The 17,941-nt window shown below is 62.8% G+C and carries 16 protein-coding genes and 1 tRNA gene; 9 read left to right on the top strand and 8 right to left on the bottom strand.

Annotated features, from left to right (window positions below; genetic code table 11):
- The first annotated feature begins 115 nt into the window (after positions 1 to 115).
- Positions 116 to 193: transfer RNA gene (locus ACTS2Z_RS09010), tRNA-Pro, on the top strand.
- Between the two features lie 12 nt (positions 194 to 205).
- Here ACTS2Z_RS09010 and metC read toward each other — a convergent pair.
- A complete protein-coding gene (metC, locus tag ACTS2Z_RS09015) occupies positions 206 to 1,348 on the bottom strand; it encodes a cystathionine beta-lyase (protein WP_442572881.1) in 1,143 nt (380 codons plus the stop codon).
- A 63-nt stretch (positions 1,349 to 1,411) separates the two neighbouring features.
- On the opposite strand from metC, the gene ACTS2Z_RS09020 reads away from it, so the two are divergent.
- Positions 1,412 to 2,473, top strand: coding sequence for an amino acid ABC transporter substrate-binding protein (locus ACTS2Z_RS09020; RefSeq protein WP_442572882.1), 1,062 nt, complete (start codon positions 1,412 to 1,414; stop codon positions 2,471 to 2,473).
- Here ACTS2Z_RS09020 and ACTS2Z_RS09025 read toward each other — a convergent pair.
- Positions 2,470 to 3,483: a cysteine synthase A gene (locus ACTS2Z_RS09025; protein ID WP_442572883.1), complete on the bottom strand. Its 1,014-nt coding sequence runs from the start codon at positions 3,481 to 3,483 to the stop codon at positions 2,470 to 2,472. The genes ACTS2Z_RS09020 and ACTS2Z_RS09025 overlap by 4 nt on opposite strands.
- Before the next feature lie 118 nt (positions 3,484 to 3,601).
- On the opposite strand from ACTS2Z_RS09025, the gene ACTS2Z_RS09030 reads away from it, so the two are divergent.
- From ACTS2Z_RS09030 to ACTS2Z_RS09045, 4 genes are all read left to right on the top strand, one after another.
- Positions 3,602 to 4,258 carry a cupin domain-containing protein gene (locus ACTS2Z_RS09030; protein ID WP_442572884.1) on the top strand — a complete coding sequence of 219 codons (657 nt, stop codon included), beginning with the start codon at positions 3,602 to 3,604 and terminating at the stop codon, positions 4,256 to 4,258.
- A 62-nt stretch (positions 4,259 to 4,320) separates the two neighbouring features.
- Entirely contained in the window at positions 4,321 to 5,001 is a 681-nt protein-coding gene (locus ACTS2Z_RS09035; protein WP_442572885.1) for a DUF6134 family protein, read from the top strand.
- On the top strand, positions 5,001 to 6,551 hold the full coding sequence (locus ACTS2Z_RS09040) for a cryptochrome/photolyase family protein (RefSeq protein WP_442572886.1): 1,551 nt from the start codon (positions 5,001 to 5,003) through the stop codon (positions 6,549 to 6,551). Before ACTS2Z_RS09035 ends, ACTS2Z_RS09040 begins: the two co-directional genes overlap by 1 nt.
- Positions 6,548 to 7,336 (top strand): SDR family NAD(P)-dependent oxidoreductase, encoded by a 789-nt coding sequence (locus tag ACTS2Z_RS09045; RefSeq protein ID WP_442572887.1) that lies wholly within the window; start codon positions 6,548 to 6,550, stop codon positions 7,334 to 7,336. The genes ACTS2Z_RS09040 and ACTS2Z_RS09045 overlap by 4 nt, the downstream gene beginning before the upstream one ends.
- Positions 7,337 to 7,346: 10 nt before the next feature.
- Here ACTS2Z_RS09045 and ACTS2Z_RS09050 read toward each other — a convergent pair whose 3' ends face one another.
- The 4 genes from ACTS2Z_RS09050 to ACTS2Z_RS09065 are packed head-to-tail and all read right to left on the bottom strand — an operon-like array spanning position 7,347 to position 12,267.
- Positions 7,347 to 8,600, bottom strand: a complete 1,254-nt coding sequence (locus ACTS2Z_RS09050) for a class I SAM-dependent methyltransferase (protein WP_442572888.1) — start codon at positions 8,598 to 8,600, stop codon at positions 7,347 to 7,349.
- Positions 8,601 to 8,642: 42 nt separating this feature from the next.
- Entirely contained in the window at positions 8,643 to 9,449 is an 807-nt protein-coding gene (locus tag ACTS2Z_RS09055; protein WP_442572889.1) for a DUF1365 domain-containing protein, read from the bottom strand.
- A complete protein-coding gene (locus ACTS2Z_RS09060; protein ID WP_442572890.1) occupies positions 9,446 to 10,816 on the bottom strand; it encodes an NAD(P)/FAD-dependent oxidoreductase in 1,371 nt (456 codons plus the stop codon). The genes ACTS2Z_RS09055 and ACTS2Z_RS09060 overlap by 4 nt, the downstream gene beginning before the upstream one ends.
- Positions 10,813 to 12,267 carry a cryptochrome/photolyase family protein gene (locus ACTS2Z_RS09065; RefSeq protein ID WP_442572891.1) on the bottom strand — a complete coding sequence of 485 codons (1,455 nt, stop codon included), beginning with the start codon at positions 12,265 to 12,267 and terminating at the stop codon, positions 10,813 to 10,815. The genes ACTS2Z_RS09060 and ACTS2Z_RS09065 overlap by 4 nt, the downstream gene beginning before the upstream one ends.
- A gap of 122 nt (positions 12,268 to 12,389) precedes the next feature.
- Between ACTS2Z_RS09065 and kdsA the strand changes: the two genes are divergently transcribed.
- Entirely contained in the window at positions 12,390 to 13,253 is an 864-nt protein-coding gene (gene kdsA, locus ACTS2Z_RS09070; protein ID WP_442572892.1) for a 3-deoxy-8-phosphooctulonate synthase, read from the top strand.
- A gap of 7 nt (positions 13,254 to 13,260) precedes the next feature.
- Positions 13,261 to 14,727: a D-glycero-beta-D-manno-heptose 1-phosphate adenylyltransferase gene (rfaE2, locus tag ACTS2Z_RS09075; protein ID WP_442572893.1), complete on the top strand. Its 1,467-nt coding sequence runs from the start codon at positions 13,261 to 13,263 to the stop codon at positions 14,725 to 14,727.
- 14 nt (positions 14,728 to 14,741) lie between these two features.
- Here rfaE2 and ACTS2Z_RS09080 read toward each other — a convergent pair whose 3' ends face one another.
- Positions 14,742 to 15,941, bottom strand: a complete 1,200-nt coding sequence (locus ACTS2Z_RS09080) for a DUF3089 domain-containing protein (protein ID WP_442572894.1) — start codon at positions 15,939 to 15,941, stop codon at positions 14,742 to 14,744.
- A gap of 119 nt (positions 15,942 to 16,060) precedes the next feature.
- On the opposite strand from ACTS2Z_RS09080, the gene ACTS2Z_RS09085 reads away from it, so the two are divergent.
- A complete protein-coding gene (locus tag ACTS2Z_RS09085) occupies positions 16,061 to 16,759 on the top strand; it encodes a DUF502 domain-containing protein (protein WP_442572895.1) in 699 nt (232 codons plus the stop codon).
- Positions 16,760 to 16,768: 9 nt separating this feature from the next.
- On the opposite strand, the gene ACTS2Z_RS09090 is transcribed toward ACTS2Z_RS09085, so the two are convergent.
- A partial coding sequence (locus ACTS2Z_RS09090) for an ATP-dependent DNA helicase RecG (RefSeq protein WP_442572896.1) occupies positions 16,769 to 17,941 on the bottom strand: 1,173 nt, incomplete at its 5' end.

Below are 17,941 nucleotides of genomic sequence, written 5' to 3' on the forward strand. Positions count from 1 at the left end.
GCTCTGGCTGCGCGCGGCTAATGCGGGCTGGAAAGCCGTGTTGCCAAGCGCAAGTTCGCCAGCCTATAAGACCGCTCCTTCGCGCTGACCCCCCTTGCGAAGGTGCCTGATGAGTCGGAGCGTGGCGCAGCCCGGTTAGCGCACTGGTCTGGGGGACCAGGGGTCGTGGGTTCGAATCCCGCCGCTCCGACCATTTCCCCGGCTGTTATGCTTTGGCGAGGGCCTGTTCCAGGTCTGCCCACAAATCCTCGATATCTTCCAGACCGATCGTGAGACGCAGAAGCGCGCCTTCGGCCTTCCAGGGCGCGGCGGTACGGCGTATCTGCCGGTCGCAGGCGAGCGCGAGGCTTTCATAGCCACCCCATGAGAAGCCGATCCCGAAAAGGCGCAGGCTGTCGATGACGCGTTCGCCGCCGCGGGCATCAATACCGTTCAGGATGAAGGAGAAACAGCCCGACCCGCCACTCATGTCGCGCTGGAACAGGTGATGATCGGGATGGCTCGGCAGGGCTGGATGCAGGACGCGGGACACTTTCGGATGCGCCTCCAGCCGCCGGGCGATTTCCAGCGATGCCGCTTCGGACCGTTCAATGCGCAAGGGCAGGGTGCGAAGTCCGCGTAAAGCCAGAAAGGCATCGTCGGGCGACACATGCAGGCCATATACCGTTTCGCGCGTTGCGAGTTCGCGCGCCTTTTCGCTACGGCCCACGACTGATCCCATCAGGAAGTCGGAATGGCCGCCGACATATTTGGTAAGGGCCTGGGCAGCAAAGTCGACGCCCAGCTCTAGCGGGTTCATCAACAGGCCTGCCGTCCAGGTGTCATCGATCACGGTTGGTATGCCGGCATCGCGGGCAATGGCCGCAATCGCGGGCACATCCTGCAGTTCGAATGTCAGAGAGCTGGGCGATTCCAGTATGATGGCTACGGTTTGGGATGTAATGAGTGAGCTGATGCCCGTGCCGATCCCGGGCTCGAAATAGACCGGCTTCACACCGAGGCGGGGCAATTCCTCGTCACAGAAGCGGCGCACGGGGCCATACACGCCATCACTGATCAGCGCGTCTCCCGGGCCGTTTATGGCCGTGCGGATGGCCAGCACGACAGCTGCGAGGCCTGACGGGGCGAGGGCGCAGTGATCGGCGTCATAAAGACCGCGAATCGCGGCACGAAGTTCTCCATTCGGGGCGATGCCGCCGCGGCCATAATGCCGCCGTGTGCCTGTGGGTTCATACAGCTCTGATGTAGTGGGAGCCAGCACCGTGGACGCGCGCTTGATTGCCGGATTTACCAGCCCGTCTCCCTCATTGCTGCGGCCAGAGTGGATGATGCGCGTATCGCGTTTCATGTCGACGCCGCCGCTCCTGTTCGCTAAACCCGTATTCTGTCAGCCTTTAGGGCGGACCGCACCATGATGCCAACAGCTTTCTTCGACTTTCTGATGCCCCGCAGGCTTGCGCGGGCCGCGACTGCCTTTGCGCTAGGGTTTTCCGTATCGCAGAGCCAGACGGCAGAGCTTGGCACGCAGATGTACGAGCTGCGCGAACGCGGCGTTGTGCGATGCGGTGTCGATACCGGATTGCAGGGCTTTGCCCGTCAGGACGAGGACGGCAACTGGGCCGGCTTCGAGGTCGATCTGTGCCGGGCCTACGCAGCGGCTTTTCTCGGTAGCCCGGATCGTATCCAGCTTGTTCCCCTGACCACGCAGGAACGTCTGGATGCTCTGGCCGCAGGCGATGTCGACATCCTGTTGCGCAACACGACCTGGACGCTCTCGCGCGATGCAATGGAGCGTTTCAGCTTTGCCGGTGTCTACTATTATGACGGGCAGGGCTTTCTGGTGCCGCGTGATCTCGCGATCACAAGCGCGCACGAGCTTGATGGCGCGCGCATCTGCGTGCTGCAGGACACCACGACGGCACTCAATCTCGTCGATTACGCCGCCGGTAACGGGCTGACATTCCAGCTTGTCGAGGTGGAAACTGTCCGGGCTGGCCTTAACGCCTATGGCCGGGGTGAATGCGATGCGCTGAGCAACGATCTGTCGGGCTTGGCGGGCATGCGCATGACGCTCGCGGAGCCGGATGCCCATGTGATCCTGCCCGATGTCATCTCCAAGGAACCTTTGAGCGCGGTCGTCGCCTCGCGCGACCAGAAATTCGCCGATGCTGTCCGCTGGGTGCTTTTTGCACTTGTCGCGGCTGAGGAGTATGGCGTGACGGCAGCCAACGCCTCTGGCCTTGCCGAGACCGCTGCCAGCGCAGAAATACGCCGCCTCCTGGGTAGTGAAGGTGCTCTGGCCGAAGGGCTTTATCTGGATGGCGAGTTTGCCTGGCGCGCCATCGAGGCCAGCGGCAATTATGGCGAGATATTCGAGCGCAATCTCGGAACGCAATCAGGCCTCGCCCTGCAGCGCGGCATCAACGCGCAATGGAATGAGGGCGGGCTGATGTATGCGCCGCCGTTCCGCTAGCCCTTCATCCAGGGCGGCACAGGCAGCCCCTTTTCCTTGAGGAAGTCCGGGTTGTAGAGCTTGGACTGATAGCGGGTGCCGGAATCACACAGAATGGTCACGATCGTGTGGCCCGGCCCGAGCTTGCGGGCGAGGCGTATGGCGCCGGCAATGTTGATGCCGGCAGAGCCACCCAGGCACAGACCTTCGTGCTGGACGAGATGGTAGAGGATTTCCAGCGCTTCCTCATCCGGGATACGAAATGCGTGATCGACCGGAGCTCCTTCAAGGTTCGCCGTGATCCGGCTCTGGCCGATACCTTCGGTGATGGAATTGCCTTCGGCTTTCAGTTCGCCATGCGCGTAATAGCCGTAGAGTGCTGCACCACCAGGGTCGGCCAGCGCAATCTGAACCGCCTCGCTTTTTGATTTCAGATACATGCCGACGCCCGCCAGCGTGCCGCCAGAGCCGACGGCCGCGACGAAACCATCAATCTTTCCACCCGTCTGTTCCCAGATTTCCGGGCCCGTGGTGTCGAAATGGGCCTGCCGGTTGGCGGTGTTGTCGAACTGATTGGCCCAGATTGCTCCGTTGGGCTCGCTGGCGTTGAGTTCCTCGGCGAGACGCCCTGAATAGCGCGCATAATGATTGGGATTGGCGTAGGGAACCGCATCAACCTCGATCAGCTCGGCGCCCGCCAGCACGATGGCATCGCGCTTTTCCTTCGACTGCGTGCGAGGAAACACGATCACGCTGCGATACCCCAGCGCGGAGGCGACCATGGCGATGCCGATACCGGTATTGCCTGCCGTGCCTTCGACGATCGTGCCGCCGGGTTTCAGGGCGCCGCTCTTTTCGGCCGCGCGCACAATGCCGAGAGCTGCCCGGTCCTTCACCGATCCGCCGGGGTTCAAAAACTCCGCCTTTCCAAGGATTTCGCATCCAGTCGCGTCGCTTGCGGCGTTCAACCGGACGAGCGGCGTGTTGCCGATCAGATCGATGACGGAGCGGGCCGGAGGAGTAGTGGACATGAAAGCATCCCGAAACAGCGCAAACAGTATCTCTGCCTAGAGTTCTGACTGATCCGGTCAAGGCCGTCACGCGTAAGAAATGCTGAACACCCATTGGAGACATTCAACAGTGCCTGCCGTGCAAGACGCCTACCTTCTCGATTATGCCGCCGGTTCAGGACCGGCAGCGCTTCGCCTGCTGGCGGAATGTCAGAGCGCGCTCAACATCGAGGCCGCGACACGTGTGCGCGATATCGAGAGCGGATTTGGCGGCATGTTGGCCTCCCTGGCGCCTGCCAGCCTGTCTGCTGGCGCGTTCGATGCGGTTCTGGAGCGGGCATCCGTCCGCGCCGTTCCGGCGCGCGGCGAAGACGATCCGATTGATGCGGCAACGGGATTGCCGCGGGCGCTCAGCCCGTATCTCGAGCGGTCCGCCGATGGCGGGTTGGACTGGGCAAAGCGTCTGGGCGGCGTTCGTGAAATTCCTCTTGATGCCGTCAGCGATGAGCGTGTGGAAGTAAGCCTTGTGCTTCTTCAACCCGGCGGCGGTATCCCGCATCACGATCACGGGGCTGAAGAACTGACGCTGGTACTGACTGGAGCGTTTCACGACGGGCATGCGTTGTACCAGGCGGGTGATCTGTGCAGCGCCATGCCCGGCATGCGTCACCGGCCGGCAGTCCAGGGCGATGACCCGTGCATCTGCCTGACGGTAAGCATGGGAAGCTGGAAGCCGGTCAATCCGCTCTATGCGCTCGTGGACCGGCTGGCCGGCTCTGCGCGTCGGCGTCACTGACAAGGAACAATGACTGCTGCTCGATGCGCCTGCCCGAGCAGGTCAGAAGATGGAGACCGTTCATGTTGAAAGCTTCGTTTGCCGCTGCGGCGTGCGTTCTGGCGCTGTCATCTGCCTCGTTCGCCGCAATCCTGGCTGACCCTCAGGGGGGTGAGACGATCCGCTTCAACGTGTATCGCGGCAATTCCGATTTCGGTACGCATGAGGTGCGCTTCTCGCGCGACGGCGACGAGCTGGTGGCGCAAGTATCGGTGCGCCTGCAGGCAGGTTTCGGCCCGGTTACGGTTTTCCGCTACGAGCATGATTCCGTCGAACGCTGGCGTGATGGCCAGCTGGTGGCGCTCGAAGGTGAAACCCTGAAGGATGGCGACCGCTTCCCCGTCGAGGCTGTCAATGATGGCAGCGGCATTGTCAGCGAGGGCGTGTTGCCGGAAGGCGAAACCCACACTGAAACCCTGCCCGCCGACATCATCCCGTCATCCCACTGGCGCGGGTATGAGGAGGATCTCGGGCAGATCCTCAACACCGAGCATGGTGATGCCATGCCGGTGGAAATCACGGATATGGGCTTTGAAGAGATCGAAGCCGATGGCGGTACGATCCGCGCCCGCCGAATCCGCCTTGAGGGCACGCTGACGGTTGACCTCTGGTATGACGAGAATGGCTTCTGGGCAGGCTGCGCCTTCGAGGCGCGTGGCCAGAGCATTCGCTATGTTCGCCAGGCCAATCCGGCTTCTGCGTGATGCCAGCGCTTCGGCTCGTCCTTGGCGATCAGCTCAGTGACGGGCTGTCGGCGCTGGAAGGCGCACGCAAGGATGACCTCGTCCTGATGGCCGAAGTGCGTGAGGAGGCAGGTTATGTGCCTCATCACCGCAAGAAGCTGGTCTTCATTTTCTCGGCCATGCGTCATTTTGCCGAGCGTCTGCGCGAAAAAGGGCTGCAGGTCCGTTATGTCGCGCTCGATGACCCGGACAATTCGCACAGTCTGGAAGGTGAAGTTGAACGGGCGCTCGCCGATCATCCGGAACTGGAACGGGTCATTCATACCGAGCCGGGCGAATACCGCCTGATGGAGGTAATGCGCGAGTGGCCGGACCGGTTCGAGGTGCCGGTTGAGATGCGCAGCGATGACCGTTTCATCTGCAGCCATGACCGATTTGCGCGCTGGGCCAAGGGCAAGCAGCGCCTGACCATGGAATACTTCTATCGCGAGATGCGCCGGGAGACCGGCCTGCTCATGGACGGTGACGAGCCTGAGGGCGGCCAGTGGAATTTCGATGCGGAAAACCGGAAGGCCTTGCCGCAAGGCATCTCTATACCCGAACGCAGCTGGGTAGAGCCTGATGAGATGACCCGCGAGGTCATGGCGCTCGTCGAGACGGAATTTGCCAAGGGCTTCGGCGATATCGAACCCTTCGGCTACGCAGTCACACGCGAAGCGGCTCTGGAACAGCTTGACTGGTTCATCACAAAGGCGCTGCCCGATTTTGGCGACTATCAGGACGCGTTGCACGAGGGGGAGGGCTTTCTCTTCCACTCCGTCCTCTCGCTTTACATGAATTGCGGGCTGCTGGATCCGCGCGAGGTTTGCGAGGCCGCGCAAGCTGCCTGGAAAGCGGACAAGGCGCCCCTCAATGCGGTTGAAGGCTTCATCCGCCAGATCATTGGCTGGCGCGAATATGTCCGCGGTATCTACTGGCACTTCATGCCGGAATATCTGAGCCGCAACGCGCTCGAGGCCAGCCGGCCGTTGCCGGAGTTCTACTGGACGGCCGATACGGACATGGCGTGCGTCGCCGACGTTGTGACGACGACGCGCAAGCACGCCTATGCCCATCATATCCAGCGCCTGATGGTGACGGGTAATTTTGCCCTGCTCGCGGGGATCGACCCGGTCGAGGTGAATGAGTGGTATCTGGCGGTCTATGCCGATGCGTTCGAGTGGGTCGAAGCGCCCAACACGCACGGCATGGCGCTCTATGCCGATGGCGGGATCATGGCCACCAAGCCCTATGCCGCCAGCGGCGCCTATATCGACCGGATGAGCAATCATTGCGGCAAATGCCGCTATGACGTGAAGGCCAAGGCCGGGGAAAAGGCCTGTCCGTTCAATTACCTCTACTGGAATTTCATGATCGAGAATGAGGGGCGGCTGAAAGGCAATCGCCGTCTTGGCCCGATCCTGTCCAACCTCAATCGTTTCAGTGACGAGCGCCGCCGGGAAATCCAGTCCGACAGCGCGCGTTTTCTCGAATCCATCGGTATTGGCGACGCCAGAAGGAAAGCCTCATGAGCCCGCGAGTGATGAAACCGTCAGATGGCGTGGCCTGGGTAACAGGTGGCAGTTCCGGCATTGGCGAGGCGCTGAGCCAGCAACTGGCCAGACAGGGCTGGACGGTGATCATATCCGCGCGCAGCAAGGACAAGCTCGACGCGATTGCCAGCGCCTATACCGGCAAGGGCCGCCTCGTCGCGCACGCGGTCGATCTCACCGATCCTGAGGCCGTGGAGGCCTCGGTGAAGGACATCGAGGCGGCACACGGCCCCATCGCGCTGGCTGTGCTCAATGCCGGGATCTATGTGTCGATCAACGCCGAGAACCCGTCTTACGAGGCATACGCGAAAACGTTTGATGTGAATTTGAAGGGTACGGCGGCCTGTCTGTGCGCGCTGACACCGCGCATGAGCGAGCGCAGGTCGGGTCAGATCGCGATCGTCTCATCAGCGACAGCTTTTGGCGGTATGCCGACGGCGTCGGCCTATGGTGCCAGCAAGGCTGCCCTTGTGAACATGGCGGCTTGCCTGCGTCTGGAACTGCACCGCTATGGTGTGCTCTGTCAGGTCATCACGCCCGGCTTTGTGGAGACGCCGGCGCAGGACGACAATGCTTTCCCGAAGCCCTTCATGATCAGCGCGCAAACAGCAGCCCGGCGTATTGCCTCAGGTCTGCGATCCAGGCGCTTCGAGATCACCTTCCCGCGCCGCTTCACCTGGGCGCTGAAGGCGATCTATGCGCTTCCCTATAGCTGGTCGATCGGCCTGGTACGGCGCCAGACCGGCTGGAACAAGCCGGTCTGACCGGGGCGCGCTAGCTGCGTTCCAGCACGAACTGGCCGACATCAATGCGGCCGGTGCGGAAGCCGGCTTCGCAATAGGCGAGATAGAATTCCCACATACGGCGGAAGCGCGTGTCGAAGCCCATGGGCTCGACGCGCGGCCAGGCGTCCTGGAAGCGCTCCATCCACCAGGCCAGCGTGTCGGCATAATCAATGCCGAACATTTCGCGCGTATTCAGACGCAGATCTGCCTTGGCAAATTCGCCGTCAAGGCGCTCCACGCTCGGCAGGATGCCACCGGGGAAAATGTAGCGCTGGATGAAGTCAGCACGCTTGCGATAGCTGTCAAACAGATCATCGCGGATCGTGATGATCTGCAGACCTGCCTTGCCGCCGGGTTTCAGCACCTCGCGGACCTTCGCGAAATAGGCCGGCCAATACTCCTCGCCGACAGCCTCGAACATCTCGATCGAGGCGACAGCATCATACTGACCAGTCTCGTCACGATAGTCCTGCAGCTTGATCTCGACAGCCTCTGACAGGCCTGCGCGCTCCATACGGGCAATCGCGTAATCGCGCTGTGCAGGCGAGAGGGTAAGGCAGGTGACGCGCGCGCCGACAGTGCCTGCGGCGTATTCGGCAAAGCCACCCCAGCCACAGCCGATCTCGAGGACATGCATGCCGCGCTCCAGACCGATGAGACGCGCAAGGCTTCCGTATTTCTCTGTCTGGGCAGCTTCCAGGCCAAGTTCGGGCGCGGTGAAGCGCGCCGCCGAGTAGGTCATGGTCGGATCTAGCCACAACTCGTAGAAATCATTGCCCAGATCATAGTGGGCCTCGATATTCTTGCGGGCCTGCGAGCGTGTATTGGCCCGAAGCCGGTGCCATATCCAGTGCGCCAGACGGGTAAGGGGTCGACCCTTTTCAATATCTTTTGTGTTATCGAGGTTTGCGGAGAAAACCTGAAGCACGTTGGCAAGGTCTGGTGTGCTCCACTGACCGGCCATGTAGGATTCGGCAAAGCCGACATCGCCGCCTGCAAATACGCGGCGCACCATGGCGTAATCATGCACCTGCATGGTCGCATCGGGGCCCGGGTTCGCGCCCTGGAAGTGCAGGCTGCGCCCGTCCGGAAGGATCACCGTCAGGGAACCGGTACCGAATTTGAGCAGAAGGGTGAGGCCAGCCTTGAACAGGCGGGGCACGCCTCTCAGCCGGGATATGGTTTCCCGGCAGGCCCGCAAGCTGAGGGCAGGGTCAAAACTTGAAAGACTTGCATCGGTCATCACGGGGCCCTCCCGGCGACAGCCGGTCCAATATAGCGATTATTACGGTTTACGTCCAAGCGGACCGGTTGGATGCGTGGTCGCGGTGATTTTCGTGTCATCGCGTGGCGGTTCCGGCCGGCGGTGGTAGCGGGCACCCTTGAGCACAAGGCGCAAGGCCTCGAAATGGATGGCGCTGATCGTCTTCAGGGTCGAAAACGGTTGTGACGCGAAGAGCTTGGCAAGGTTTGCGGATGTCAACGCGCGCGCCTGCATCTGCATCGTCGCCAGAAAGTCCCGGCCCTCTGCTTCCACCTTGTTGATGACAAGGGAAAGCTGTCCGTCTGCCTCGCGCAAGGTGAAGTCATAACGTCCCGTGACGGGAAAGAAGGGTGATACGTGGAAGCGCTTCTGCGCGCTGTGCCGGGCTGGTGTCGTTCCGTCCAGCGGCGCCACATAGGCGTGAGCATCACCGAACGTGTTGTGGACCTGATAGATCACGGCAATCGTCTCGCCGTCCGCATTGTCGGCGAGGTAGAGCGAGATCGGGTTGAAGACGTAGCCCAGGACGCGCGGCGAACATAAGAGCCGGACGCGGGCGACGGCCTGCTCCACGCCGGAACCGGAGAGACGCTCCAGAACCCAGGACTTCAGGGAGCTGCCATCGCGTGGGCCATGGTCGCGCTCGCGGAAGCTGAACAGGTTGAACCGTCCGATGGAAAACAGGCGGGATGCCCGTCCTGCGGCATCAAGCTGGTCCAGATCCAGCATCATCATGGCAATACGGTACCGGAAGCGGTGCAGGAAGGGCGCAGAACGCTCGTGTACCGTATGGCCGATATAGAGGCTGGCCGGCGGCATCGTCATCATTCAGCCAGCATGGCAGGCGCATCTTGGAGACGCGCAGCGTCGCGGTCGCCCCACTCGCCACCGGTGATGTCGCCGTCTGCGAATGTCCATGGGATTGCGCCGCCGAGGCGCAGGGCAACCCGCAAGCCGGACCGCAGTCCGTCCTCGTGGAAGCCATAGCCCAGCCACGCGCCTGCAAACCAGGTGTTACGCACGCCCTGTACGCGATTGAAAATGCGCTGCGCAGCCAGTCCGGCAGGCGTGAATTGCGGATGGTCATAGCTATAGCGGCCCAGCACTTTGGTCGGGTCCGGCTCGCGTTTCGGGTTCAGCGTGACCAGCATGGGTTCTGCCGGGTCGATGTGCTGGAGCCGGTTCATGTCATAGGTAACTGCAGCTTCGCCGCTTTTCCCGTCCCGCATGTAGCACCAGGCCGCCCGCGCACCCTTACGGCGGGGCAGGAAGCTCTCGTCCCGGTGCAGGATGGCTATGTTTGCGCTGTAGGGGATGGCGCCGAGCATTTCGCGCTCATCGGCATCGGCATCTGAGAGGAGCGCAAGGGCCTCACTGGAATGGCAGGCGAGGATTACCTCGTCATAGCGCTCGGCATTGCCGTCCGCATCGAGAATCTGGACGCCGCCAGACCGGAGGCGGGTCACGCTGACGGCGCCGCTGCGCCGTTGCACACCGGAGGCCTCCATGTCGCGCCAGAGCGCGCGGACATAGGTCTGGCTGCCGCCGACGACGGTTTCCCATTTCGGGCGGCTGGCATTGACCAGGCGGTGGTTCCTGAAGAAACGCACGAAGGCTTCGGCCGGATAGTCCGCCATGTCGCTTTCGCTGGCCGACCAGATCGCCGCGCCCATGGGCAGGAGGTATTGCTCGCGGAAGGCTGTGCCGAACGCATAGAGGTCAAGATACTGGCCGAGCGAGAGTCCGGTCAGGATGCCCGCTTCCAGATCGCTGATGGAGCGCTTGTTGAAGCGCAGGACATCGCGAAGCATGCCCACGAAGGATGGGCGGAAAAGGTTTGACGCTTGCGCAAAAAGACCGCCCAGCCCGTTGGACGACCACTCGCACTCGCCATCAAGGCTGAAGCCGAAGCTCATGTCGGTGCGATGCGTTTCGATCCCCAGATGGGCGAAGAGAGCCGTCAGGTTCGGGTAGTTCAGCCGGTTGAACACGATGAAGCCCGTGTCGACAGCCGTTTCCTGCCCGGCATGATCGACGACTGCCGTGTTGGCGTGACCGCCCAGACGGCTGTCTTTCTCATAAAGCGTGACCTGGTGGAGCCCGCGCAGGGCCCAGGCTGCACCAAGGCCGGAAACGCCGGCGCCGACCACCGCAATGCGCGAGGAACGCTTCAGGATGGGTTCAATCGTGCTCATGCGGCGTCCTTCAGTGAAGCGTAAGCGGCCAGCGCACGTTCGCGTGCCTTGCCATGATCAACAACAGGGTGGGGGTAGTCACGGCCCAGAACGATACCGGCCTTGGCACGCACGTCAGATGGCGCCGCCCAGGGGGCGTGCAGATGCTTGTCCGGCAGCGCGGCGATCTCTGGCACCCAGTGGCGCACATAGTCGCCCGAGGCGTCGAACTTCTCGCCTTGTGTGACCGGATTGAAAATCCGGAAATAGGGTGCGGCATCGGCGCCCGATCCCGCCACCCATTGCCAGCTTGCCGAATTGCTCGCGAGATCGGCATCGACAAGCGTATCCCAGAACCATTCCTCGCCCCGGCGCCAGTCCATCAGCAGATGCTTGGTGAGGAAGGAGGCAACGATCATGCGCACGCGGTTGTGCATCCAGCCGGTCTGCCAGAGCTGGCGCATGCCGGCATCGACAATAGGGTAGCCGGTCTGGCCGCGGGTCCAGCGTTTGAAGGCGTTCTCATCAAAATCCCACGGAAAGTCGTTGAATTTTGACTGGTAATTTGATTCAGGTAGATCGTCGAAGTGATAAAGAAGGCTGTAGGAAAACTCCCGCCAGCCAATCTCTTTCAGGAAGGTTTCGCGTCCCGATCCCGGGGCCACATTGCTGACGACGTGGCTCCAGACCTGGCGCGGAGAGACTTCCCCAAAATGCAGGTGCGGTGAGAGCCGGGACGTGCCCGCGATGCCTGGAAGATTGCGCTTGGCATCATACTGGCTCGCGCACTTTGCAGCGAACGCCCCGAGACGCTTGTGCGCGCCGGTCTCGCCCGGTGTCCAGACTGGCGTAAAGCCCGACGCCCAGTCCGGCGCTGTCGGGAGCAAGTCCCACGTTGTCAGCCCGTCCGAGTGCAGCCCGGCAGAGCCGTCATTCAGTTTTTGCGGGGCGGGCAGGAGGGCGATATCGTCAATTTGAGCGGACAATGCGCGGAAATAGGGCGTGTAGACCCGGTAGGGGCCACCATCTTTGGTCGTGACTTCCCAAGGCTCGCGCATCAGCGAGCCGTTGAAGGTTTCTGCCTCGTATCCTGCGTCCCGGATCTGCGCCTTGATCTTCGTGTCGCGGGCACGGGCGTAGGGTTCGTAGCAACGGTTCCAGTAGACTGCGCGTGCCTGCAATTCCTGGGCGAGGCCCGTTACGACCTTGAGCGCATCGCCGCGCCGGAGCACCAGCCGCCCGCCGATTGCCTGCAAAGACTGATCGAGCGATTTGAGGCTGTGGTGCAGCCACCAGCGTGACGCGCCGCCCGGCATCCACCGGCCCGGCGTGGCATCATCCAGTACATACAGGCAGACAACCGGGGCGCCGCTATGTACGGCGGCATTCAGGGCCGGATTGTCGGCAAGGCGCAGGTCCTGACGGAACCAGACGAGGACGGGAGAGGATGCTGAATGACTTGAATTGGACACGTTAAAGGAAGCCGCAGTGCAAGGATGACGAAAATGCCTATGTCAGCTATTACGAAAACAAATCGGGCGCGGATCAGCCGGACTGGTGCCGCGCTGCATCTGCAAGGAAAGACCGGCCAGTCATGACGTCTCCCAATGCCGTTGTCACGCTGACGCGTGGTGACCACTCGCCCTACGAAATCGGCAATTCACGCCCACTGACCTTCATCGCCGGACCGTGCCAGCTGGAAAGCCGTCAGCACGGGCTGGAAGTTTCGCAGGCGCTGAAGGAGATCGGCGACCGCCTCGGCTGCCAGATCATCTACAAGACCTCGTTCGACAAGGCGAACCGCACCAGTGCGAACGCGCAGCGCGGGATCGGGCTGGAAGATTCCCTGCCGATCTTTGCCGAAATCCGTGAAAAGACCGGCCTGCCGGTTCTCACTGATATTCACACCGCCGAGCAGTGCGCCATCGCCGCGCAGGCCGTTGATGTGCTGCAGATTCCGGCCTTTCTGTGCCGCCAGACCGATCTTCTGATTGCGGCTGCGCGGACCGGCAAGGCGATCAACGTCAAGAAGGGACAGTTCCTCGCGCCGTGGGACATGAAGAATGTCGTCGCCAAGATCACCGGCGCGGGCAATGGCAATGTGTTCGCCTGCGAGCGTGGTGCGAGCTTTGGCTACAACACGCTGGTCTCGGACATGCGTGCCCTGCCGATCATGGCGCAGATCGGCTGCCCGGTCGTCTTTGATGCCACTCACTCGGTCCAGCAGCCTGGCGGGCAGGGCAGTTCATCCGGCGGTCAGCGCGAGTTCGTGCCGTATCTGGCCCGTGCAGCCGTTTCCATCGGCGTCGCTGCCGTGTTCATGGAAACCCACCCTGATCCCGACCATGCGCCGTCGGATGGACCCAACATGATCCCGCTGAAGAATTTCGAGGCGATAGCCGGCGATCTTCTGGCGTTCGACCGCATGGCCAAGGCCAACCCGCTGGCAGCGATCTAGGCCCGGCATGCATCGTCAGACCGCCTCCATCCTGCTGGGTGCCATCGCTGGCAAGCGTGCGCTTGTGGTGGGCGATGTCATCGTGGATTCCTTTGTGTACGGGGATGTGAAGCGCATCTCCCGTGAGGCGCCTGTTCCGGTGCTTTCGGAGTCGCGCCGGGAACGCATGCTCGGCGGAGCAGGCAATCTGGTCCGCAACATTATCAGCCTCGGCGGGGTGGCGAGCGTTGTCAGCGTGGCCGGCAAGGATGGCGACGGCGATGTTGCTGAAGACCTGCTCAATGCCTGTGGCTCGTACGCCTGCACCATTGTGCGCCAGGACGGGCGCAAGACGCCGACCAAGACGCGCTATGTGTCAGCCGGACAGCAGATGTTCTGTGTCGACTGCGATCCGGGCACGCAGATTGATGCGCCCAGCACGCGCGCGGTTCTGGCCGCAGTGTCTGCTGCGCTTGCAGACGCTGACGTGGTGATCCTTTCCGATTATGGGCGGGGCATGCTGGCCCGGGAAGTCTGCCGCGAAGTGATTGCACTCGCGCGCAAGGCAGGAAAGCCTGTCTGCGTTGATCCGCGCGGCGATGATTACAGCCGGTATGATGGAGCGACCCTCATCAAGCCGAACGCGCAGGAGCTGGAGGAGGAAGTGGGCCTGCCGGTTGCCACGGACCCCGAAGTCGAGATCGCACTGAAAGCTCTCAAGGACCGTCTCGCCCTGACACCCGCCCTCGTTGTCACCCGTGGCGGGCTTGGCATGAGCTTCATTGAGGATGGAGAGGTGCGCCATCACCGCGCGCGTCCGCGTTCGGTCTATGACGTCTCCGGTGCAGGCGATACGGCGCTCGCGGCACTCTCGCTAGGTGTGGCCGCGGGACTACCCCTGGAAGACACGATCGGCCTAGCAGACCTTGCTGCCGGAACGGCGGTTGGCAAGCCGGGTACGGCGACCGTCTCGCCGGAGGAGTTGCTCGACAATGCCATTCGCGGTGCGGGCGATGCGGACTGGCGTGTGCTGACGCGGGCGCAAGCTGTTAACACGGTGCAGTCCTGGCACCGGGACGGGCTCAAGGTTGGTTTCACCAATGGCTGCTTTGACATTCTCCACCCCGGCCATGTCGCGTCCCTGCGCCACGCCCGTTCGGCGTGTGACCGGCTGATCGTGGGTTTGAATGCCGATGCCTCTGTCACGCGCCTGAAAGGCGAGGGGCGTCCGGTCAATCCGGCGGCTCATCGCGCCGCAATGCTGGCGGCGCTCGAGAGCGTCGACCGTGTGGTGGTGTTTGAAGAAGACACGCCAGAAGCACTGATCCGCGCCATCGCTCCGGACGTGCTGGTCAAGGGCGCGGACTACAAGCCAGACGATCTGCCGGGTGCAGACTTCATCCGCTCGCGCGGGGGCGAAATCGTGATCGCGCCGTTGCAGGCAGGTTTCTCCACGACAGCGCTTGTCGAGAAGATGAAGGCCGACCGCCGCTAGGCGCCAGCCTGGTTCTAGTCGATCGGGCGCACCGGCACGATTTCAATTTCCTCGGCCTCAGGCAGGTCAGGCGCCCAGCGGCGCTCCTCGGCCAGCGTGTTGGCCAGGATTTCGGCGCGGCGGGTCACATCCGCTTCGATATCGGCATAGAAGAGGTTGAAGGGCGCCACGCGGCGCACCTCGCCCAGCCGGGACGGGCGGCGCAGCGTGCGCGAGCGCGGCATGTCGACGAAAAGTAGCCCATCACGGCACTGCGCGCCGGTCTGGCTGGCCAGAGGCGAGGGGCGCTCACCCAGCTCCAGTCCCTCAGCCGCTGCTCCGCCCCTGTGAAGACGGGCCGGAGCCGGCTCGCCAGAGAGGTTCCAGCTCAGCGGATTGACGCAGGCCAGCGCGGTTCCCGAGGTTGAAGCCAGCTCGCCGGGTGCCGTCCAGACCATGCTGCGTTCGGCGATTGCCTCGATGCGCGCGGTTTCTTCGGGCTGAACCGCCATCCAGGTGATCACGCAGCGAATGTTATCCGGCGCAGAGCACAGCGGGATCGATGCCAGCGGGCCGTCAAACAGCGATGCGGCGACGGGCGATTCCAGCACATAGGCTGCCACCAGCCGGCTCGTCAGGCCCGCATCAGGTGCAACCACGTCCAGCAGCAGGCCGGTGACGTGACCGCCGCCCTGTCCGGCGCCTGCCAGAATGATGGGGCGTTCATCTCCGATATCGGTCAGAAACTGGCTGAAGGCCGCGCGGACATCCTCGTAGGCAAGCTGGCGCGCCTGCAGCGAGTCCTCCCGATTATTCATGAAGGCGTAGAGCGCCGCGTGACGGTAGCGCGGCGCGAAGATGGCACCCGTTTCGGCAAAGGGGCCTGCAAAATTCGGCAGATAAACCCGCTCCAGCCGTTCGCGGTGGCTGCGCCGGTCGAGCGCCGCGTTCCAGTGTTCCCCGCCCGTATGCAGGGTCGGATGGACGAAGAAGACCGCCGGCTCTTCATCGCCGAGCGCAGAGACGAAGGGCCGGACCGCCCATGCGTCCGCGTCAGCGTAGTCCGGCGCTGCAGGCGGATCATAAGTCTGAAACGGCACCCCCGGATCAAGGAAGCTCTGATAGATCTGGTCGCGCATCAGCCAGCTGGCCACAGCCAGCAGCACCAGCAGGGCCGCGATTGCGAGTGCGATGATGATCTGGACCGGGCGAAGCTGCACAAGCTGCCTTTGCATCGAAGATTATTCCTGTTGTACCGCCACCCCAACCGCCAGGCGTGCTGGCAGTCCCGCACCAAGTTTGCCATCATCTGGCCCGTCCGGGTAACCCCTTAGATGACGGGAGACTGACTTACGTGCTCCGCTGGCTCCGCAACAGCTTCCTGACAGGCATTATCGTCGCCACGCCGGTGACCGTAACGGTCTGGCTGATCTATGCCTTCATCACTTTCGTTGATTCGACGATCAAGCCGCTCATCCCGGACCGCTACAACCCGGAGACCTATCTGCCCTTCGCGTTGCCGGGTATGGGTCTCATCATTGCAGTGCTCGGCCTCACCCTTCTGGGCGCGCTGGCGGCGAATATTTTCGGGCGCAGCCTGCTGGCTGTGGGCGAACGCATCGTCAACACGATGCCACTGGTGCGCAATATCTATGGCGCGCTCAAGCAGCTCGTCGAGACGGTTCTGGGCGCCCAGAACAATGCCTTCAAGGAAGTAGTGCTGGTTGAATACCCGATGGCCGGCAGCTATGCCGTCGCATTCGTGGCTTCGCACGGGCGCGGGGCCATCCGGCATCATGTCGGCAAGGGCAAGGACGAGGTCATCGGTGTGTTCGTGCCGACCACGCCCAACCCGACCTCCGGCTTCCTTCTGTTCGTGCCCCGTTCGAAGGCGATACCGCTCGACATCACCATCGAGGAAGCAGCCAAGCTGATCATCTCGTTTGGCCTTGTGACGCCGGACCGTTTGCCGGAAGGCGCCCATCCTGCAGGGTCGTCGGTGATGCCGGATGATCCGGAGGCGGGAGAGGACGCGCCGCGCCCGAACACTTAGATCTGACGCTCAAGCCGAGCGCATCAGGCGGATGCCTTCATCGCGCTCGAAGAGGTAAAGCAGGGTGCGCAGAGCCTCGCCGCGCGGCCCTTTCAGCGGTTCGGCGCGGGCTGCCTCCAGCTTCGCATAGTCGCTGGCAGCGGTAAGGAGGCCTGCATGGGCGGCCAGGTCTGCAAACCGGTAATCGGGCAGGCCGGACTGGCGCAGGCCCAGCGGATCGCCTGACCCGCGCAGTTTCCAGTCTTCTTCCGCGATGAAGAAGCCATCATCGCTCTCGCGCATGATCTCGAGGCGGCGCTGAGCGGTCTCGCCGAGCTTGTCGTGATAGACCAGGAGGCAGGACGAAGGCTTGTCGCCGCGCCCGACGCGGCCCCTCAACTGATGGAGCTGGGCGAGGCCGAACCGCTCGGCATGCTCGATCACCATGATGGTGGCATCGGGTGCATCGACCCCGACCTCGATGACCGTAGTGGCCACGAGAATGTCGATTTCACCATCGCGGAAAGACCGGGCGATGCGCTCCTTGTCGCGGGCTGCCATGCGCCCGTGCAGCAGGCCTATGCGCGCCCGCAAGGTATTGGAGAGCAAGTGGTAGCGTTCCTCTGCGGCGGCAAGGTCTGAGACATCGCTCTCCTCCACCAGAGGGCAGACCCAGTAGGCCCGCTCTCCCTTCGCGACAGCGCGGCCCAGCCCGTCGATGACGTCATCCAGCCTTTCGCCGGGAATGACACGGGTCGTCGGCGGAATGCGCCCTGCCGGCTTTTCATCCAGGCGAGAGACATCCAGATCGCCATAGACGGCAAGCGTCAGGGTGCGCGGTATCGGCGTAGCACTCATGACCAGCGTATCAGGTGCCAGACCCTTCGCCGCGAGACGTTTGCGGTCGGACACGCCAAAGCGGTGCTGCTCGTCAATGATGACGAGTCCCAGATCATTAAAGCTCACCGCATCCTGAAAGAGCGCATGTGTGCCGCACACGACGTGCGCCTCTCCGCTGGCAATCGCATCGGAAAGTTCTGCCCGTGCCCGGCCCTTGTCGCGTCCTGTAAGCGTAACGACGCGTATGCCTGCTGCCTCCAGTAGCGGCGTCAGCACGGCGGCATGCTGCCGGGCAAGGATTTCGGTGGGCGCCATGAGGGCCGCCTGCACGCCGGCTTCGACTGCCTGCGCCGCGCAAAGGGC

Source organism: Glycocaulis sp., assembly GCF_052168375.1.
Taxonomy (GTDB): domain Bacteria; phylum Pseudomonadota; class Alphaproteobacteria; order Caulobacterales; family Maricaulaceae; genus Glycocaulis.

Excerpts from the sequence above, each read along its gene's own strand:
- ACTS2Z_RS09020 (WP_442572882.1), top strand. The coding sequence starts at position 1,412 with ATGATGCCAACAGCTTTCTTCGACTTTCTGATGCCCCGCAGGCTTGCG.
- ACTS2Z_RS09040 (WP_442572886.1), top strand. The coding sequence starts at position 5,001 with ATGCCAGCGCTTCGGCTCGTCCTTGGCGATCAGCTCAGTGACGGGCTG.
- ACTS2Z_RS09045 (WP_442572887.1), top strand. The coding sequence starts at position 6,548 with ATGAGCCCGCGAGTGATGAAACCGTCAGATGGCGTGGCCTGGGTAACA.
- ACTS2Z_RS09055 (WP_442572889.1), bottom strand. The coding sequence starts at position 9,449 with ATGATGACGATGCCGCCGGCCAGCCTCTATATCGGCCATACGGTACAC.
- ACTS2Z_RS09035 (WP_442572885.1), top strand. The coding sequence starts at position 4,321 with ATGTTGAAAGCTTCGTTTGCCGCTGCGGCGTGCGTTCTGGCGCTGTCA.
- metC (WP_442572881.1), bottom strand. The coding sequence starts at position 1,348 with ATGAAACGCGATACGCGCATCATCCACTCTGGCCGCAGCAATGAGGGA.
- ACTS2Z_RS09060 (WP_442572890.1), bottom strand. The coding sequence starts at position 10,816 with ATGAGCACGATTGAACCCATCCTGAAGCGTTCCTCGCGCATTGCGGTG.
- ACTS2Z_RS09080 (WP_442572894.1), bottom strand. The coding sequence starts at position 15,941 with ATGCAAAGGCAGCTTGTGCAGCTTCGCCCGGTCCAGATCATCATCGCA.
- ACTS2Z_RS09025 (WP_442572883.1), bottom strand. The coding sequence starts at position 3,483 with ATGTCCACTACTCCTCCGGCCCGCTCCGTCATCGATCTGATCGGCAAC.
- rfaE2 (WP_442572893.1), top strand. The coding sequence starts at position 13,261 with ATGCATCGTCAGACCGCCTCCATCCTGCTGGGTGCCATCGCTGGCAAG.
- kdsA (WP_442572892.1), top strand. The coding sequence starts at position 12,390 with ATGACGTCTCCCAATGCCGTTGTCACGCTGACGCGTGGTGACCACTCG.
- ACTS2Z_RS09050 (WP_442572888.1), bottom strand. The coding sequence starts at position 8,600 with ATGACCGATGCAAGTCTTTCAAGTTTTGACCCTGCCCTCAGCTTGCGG.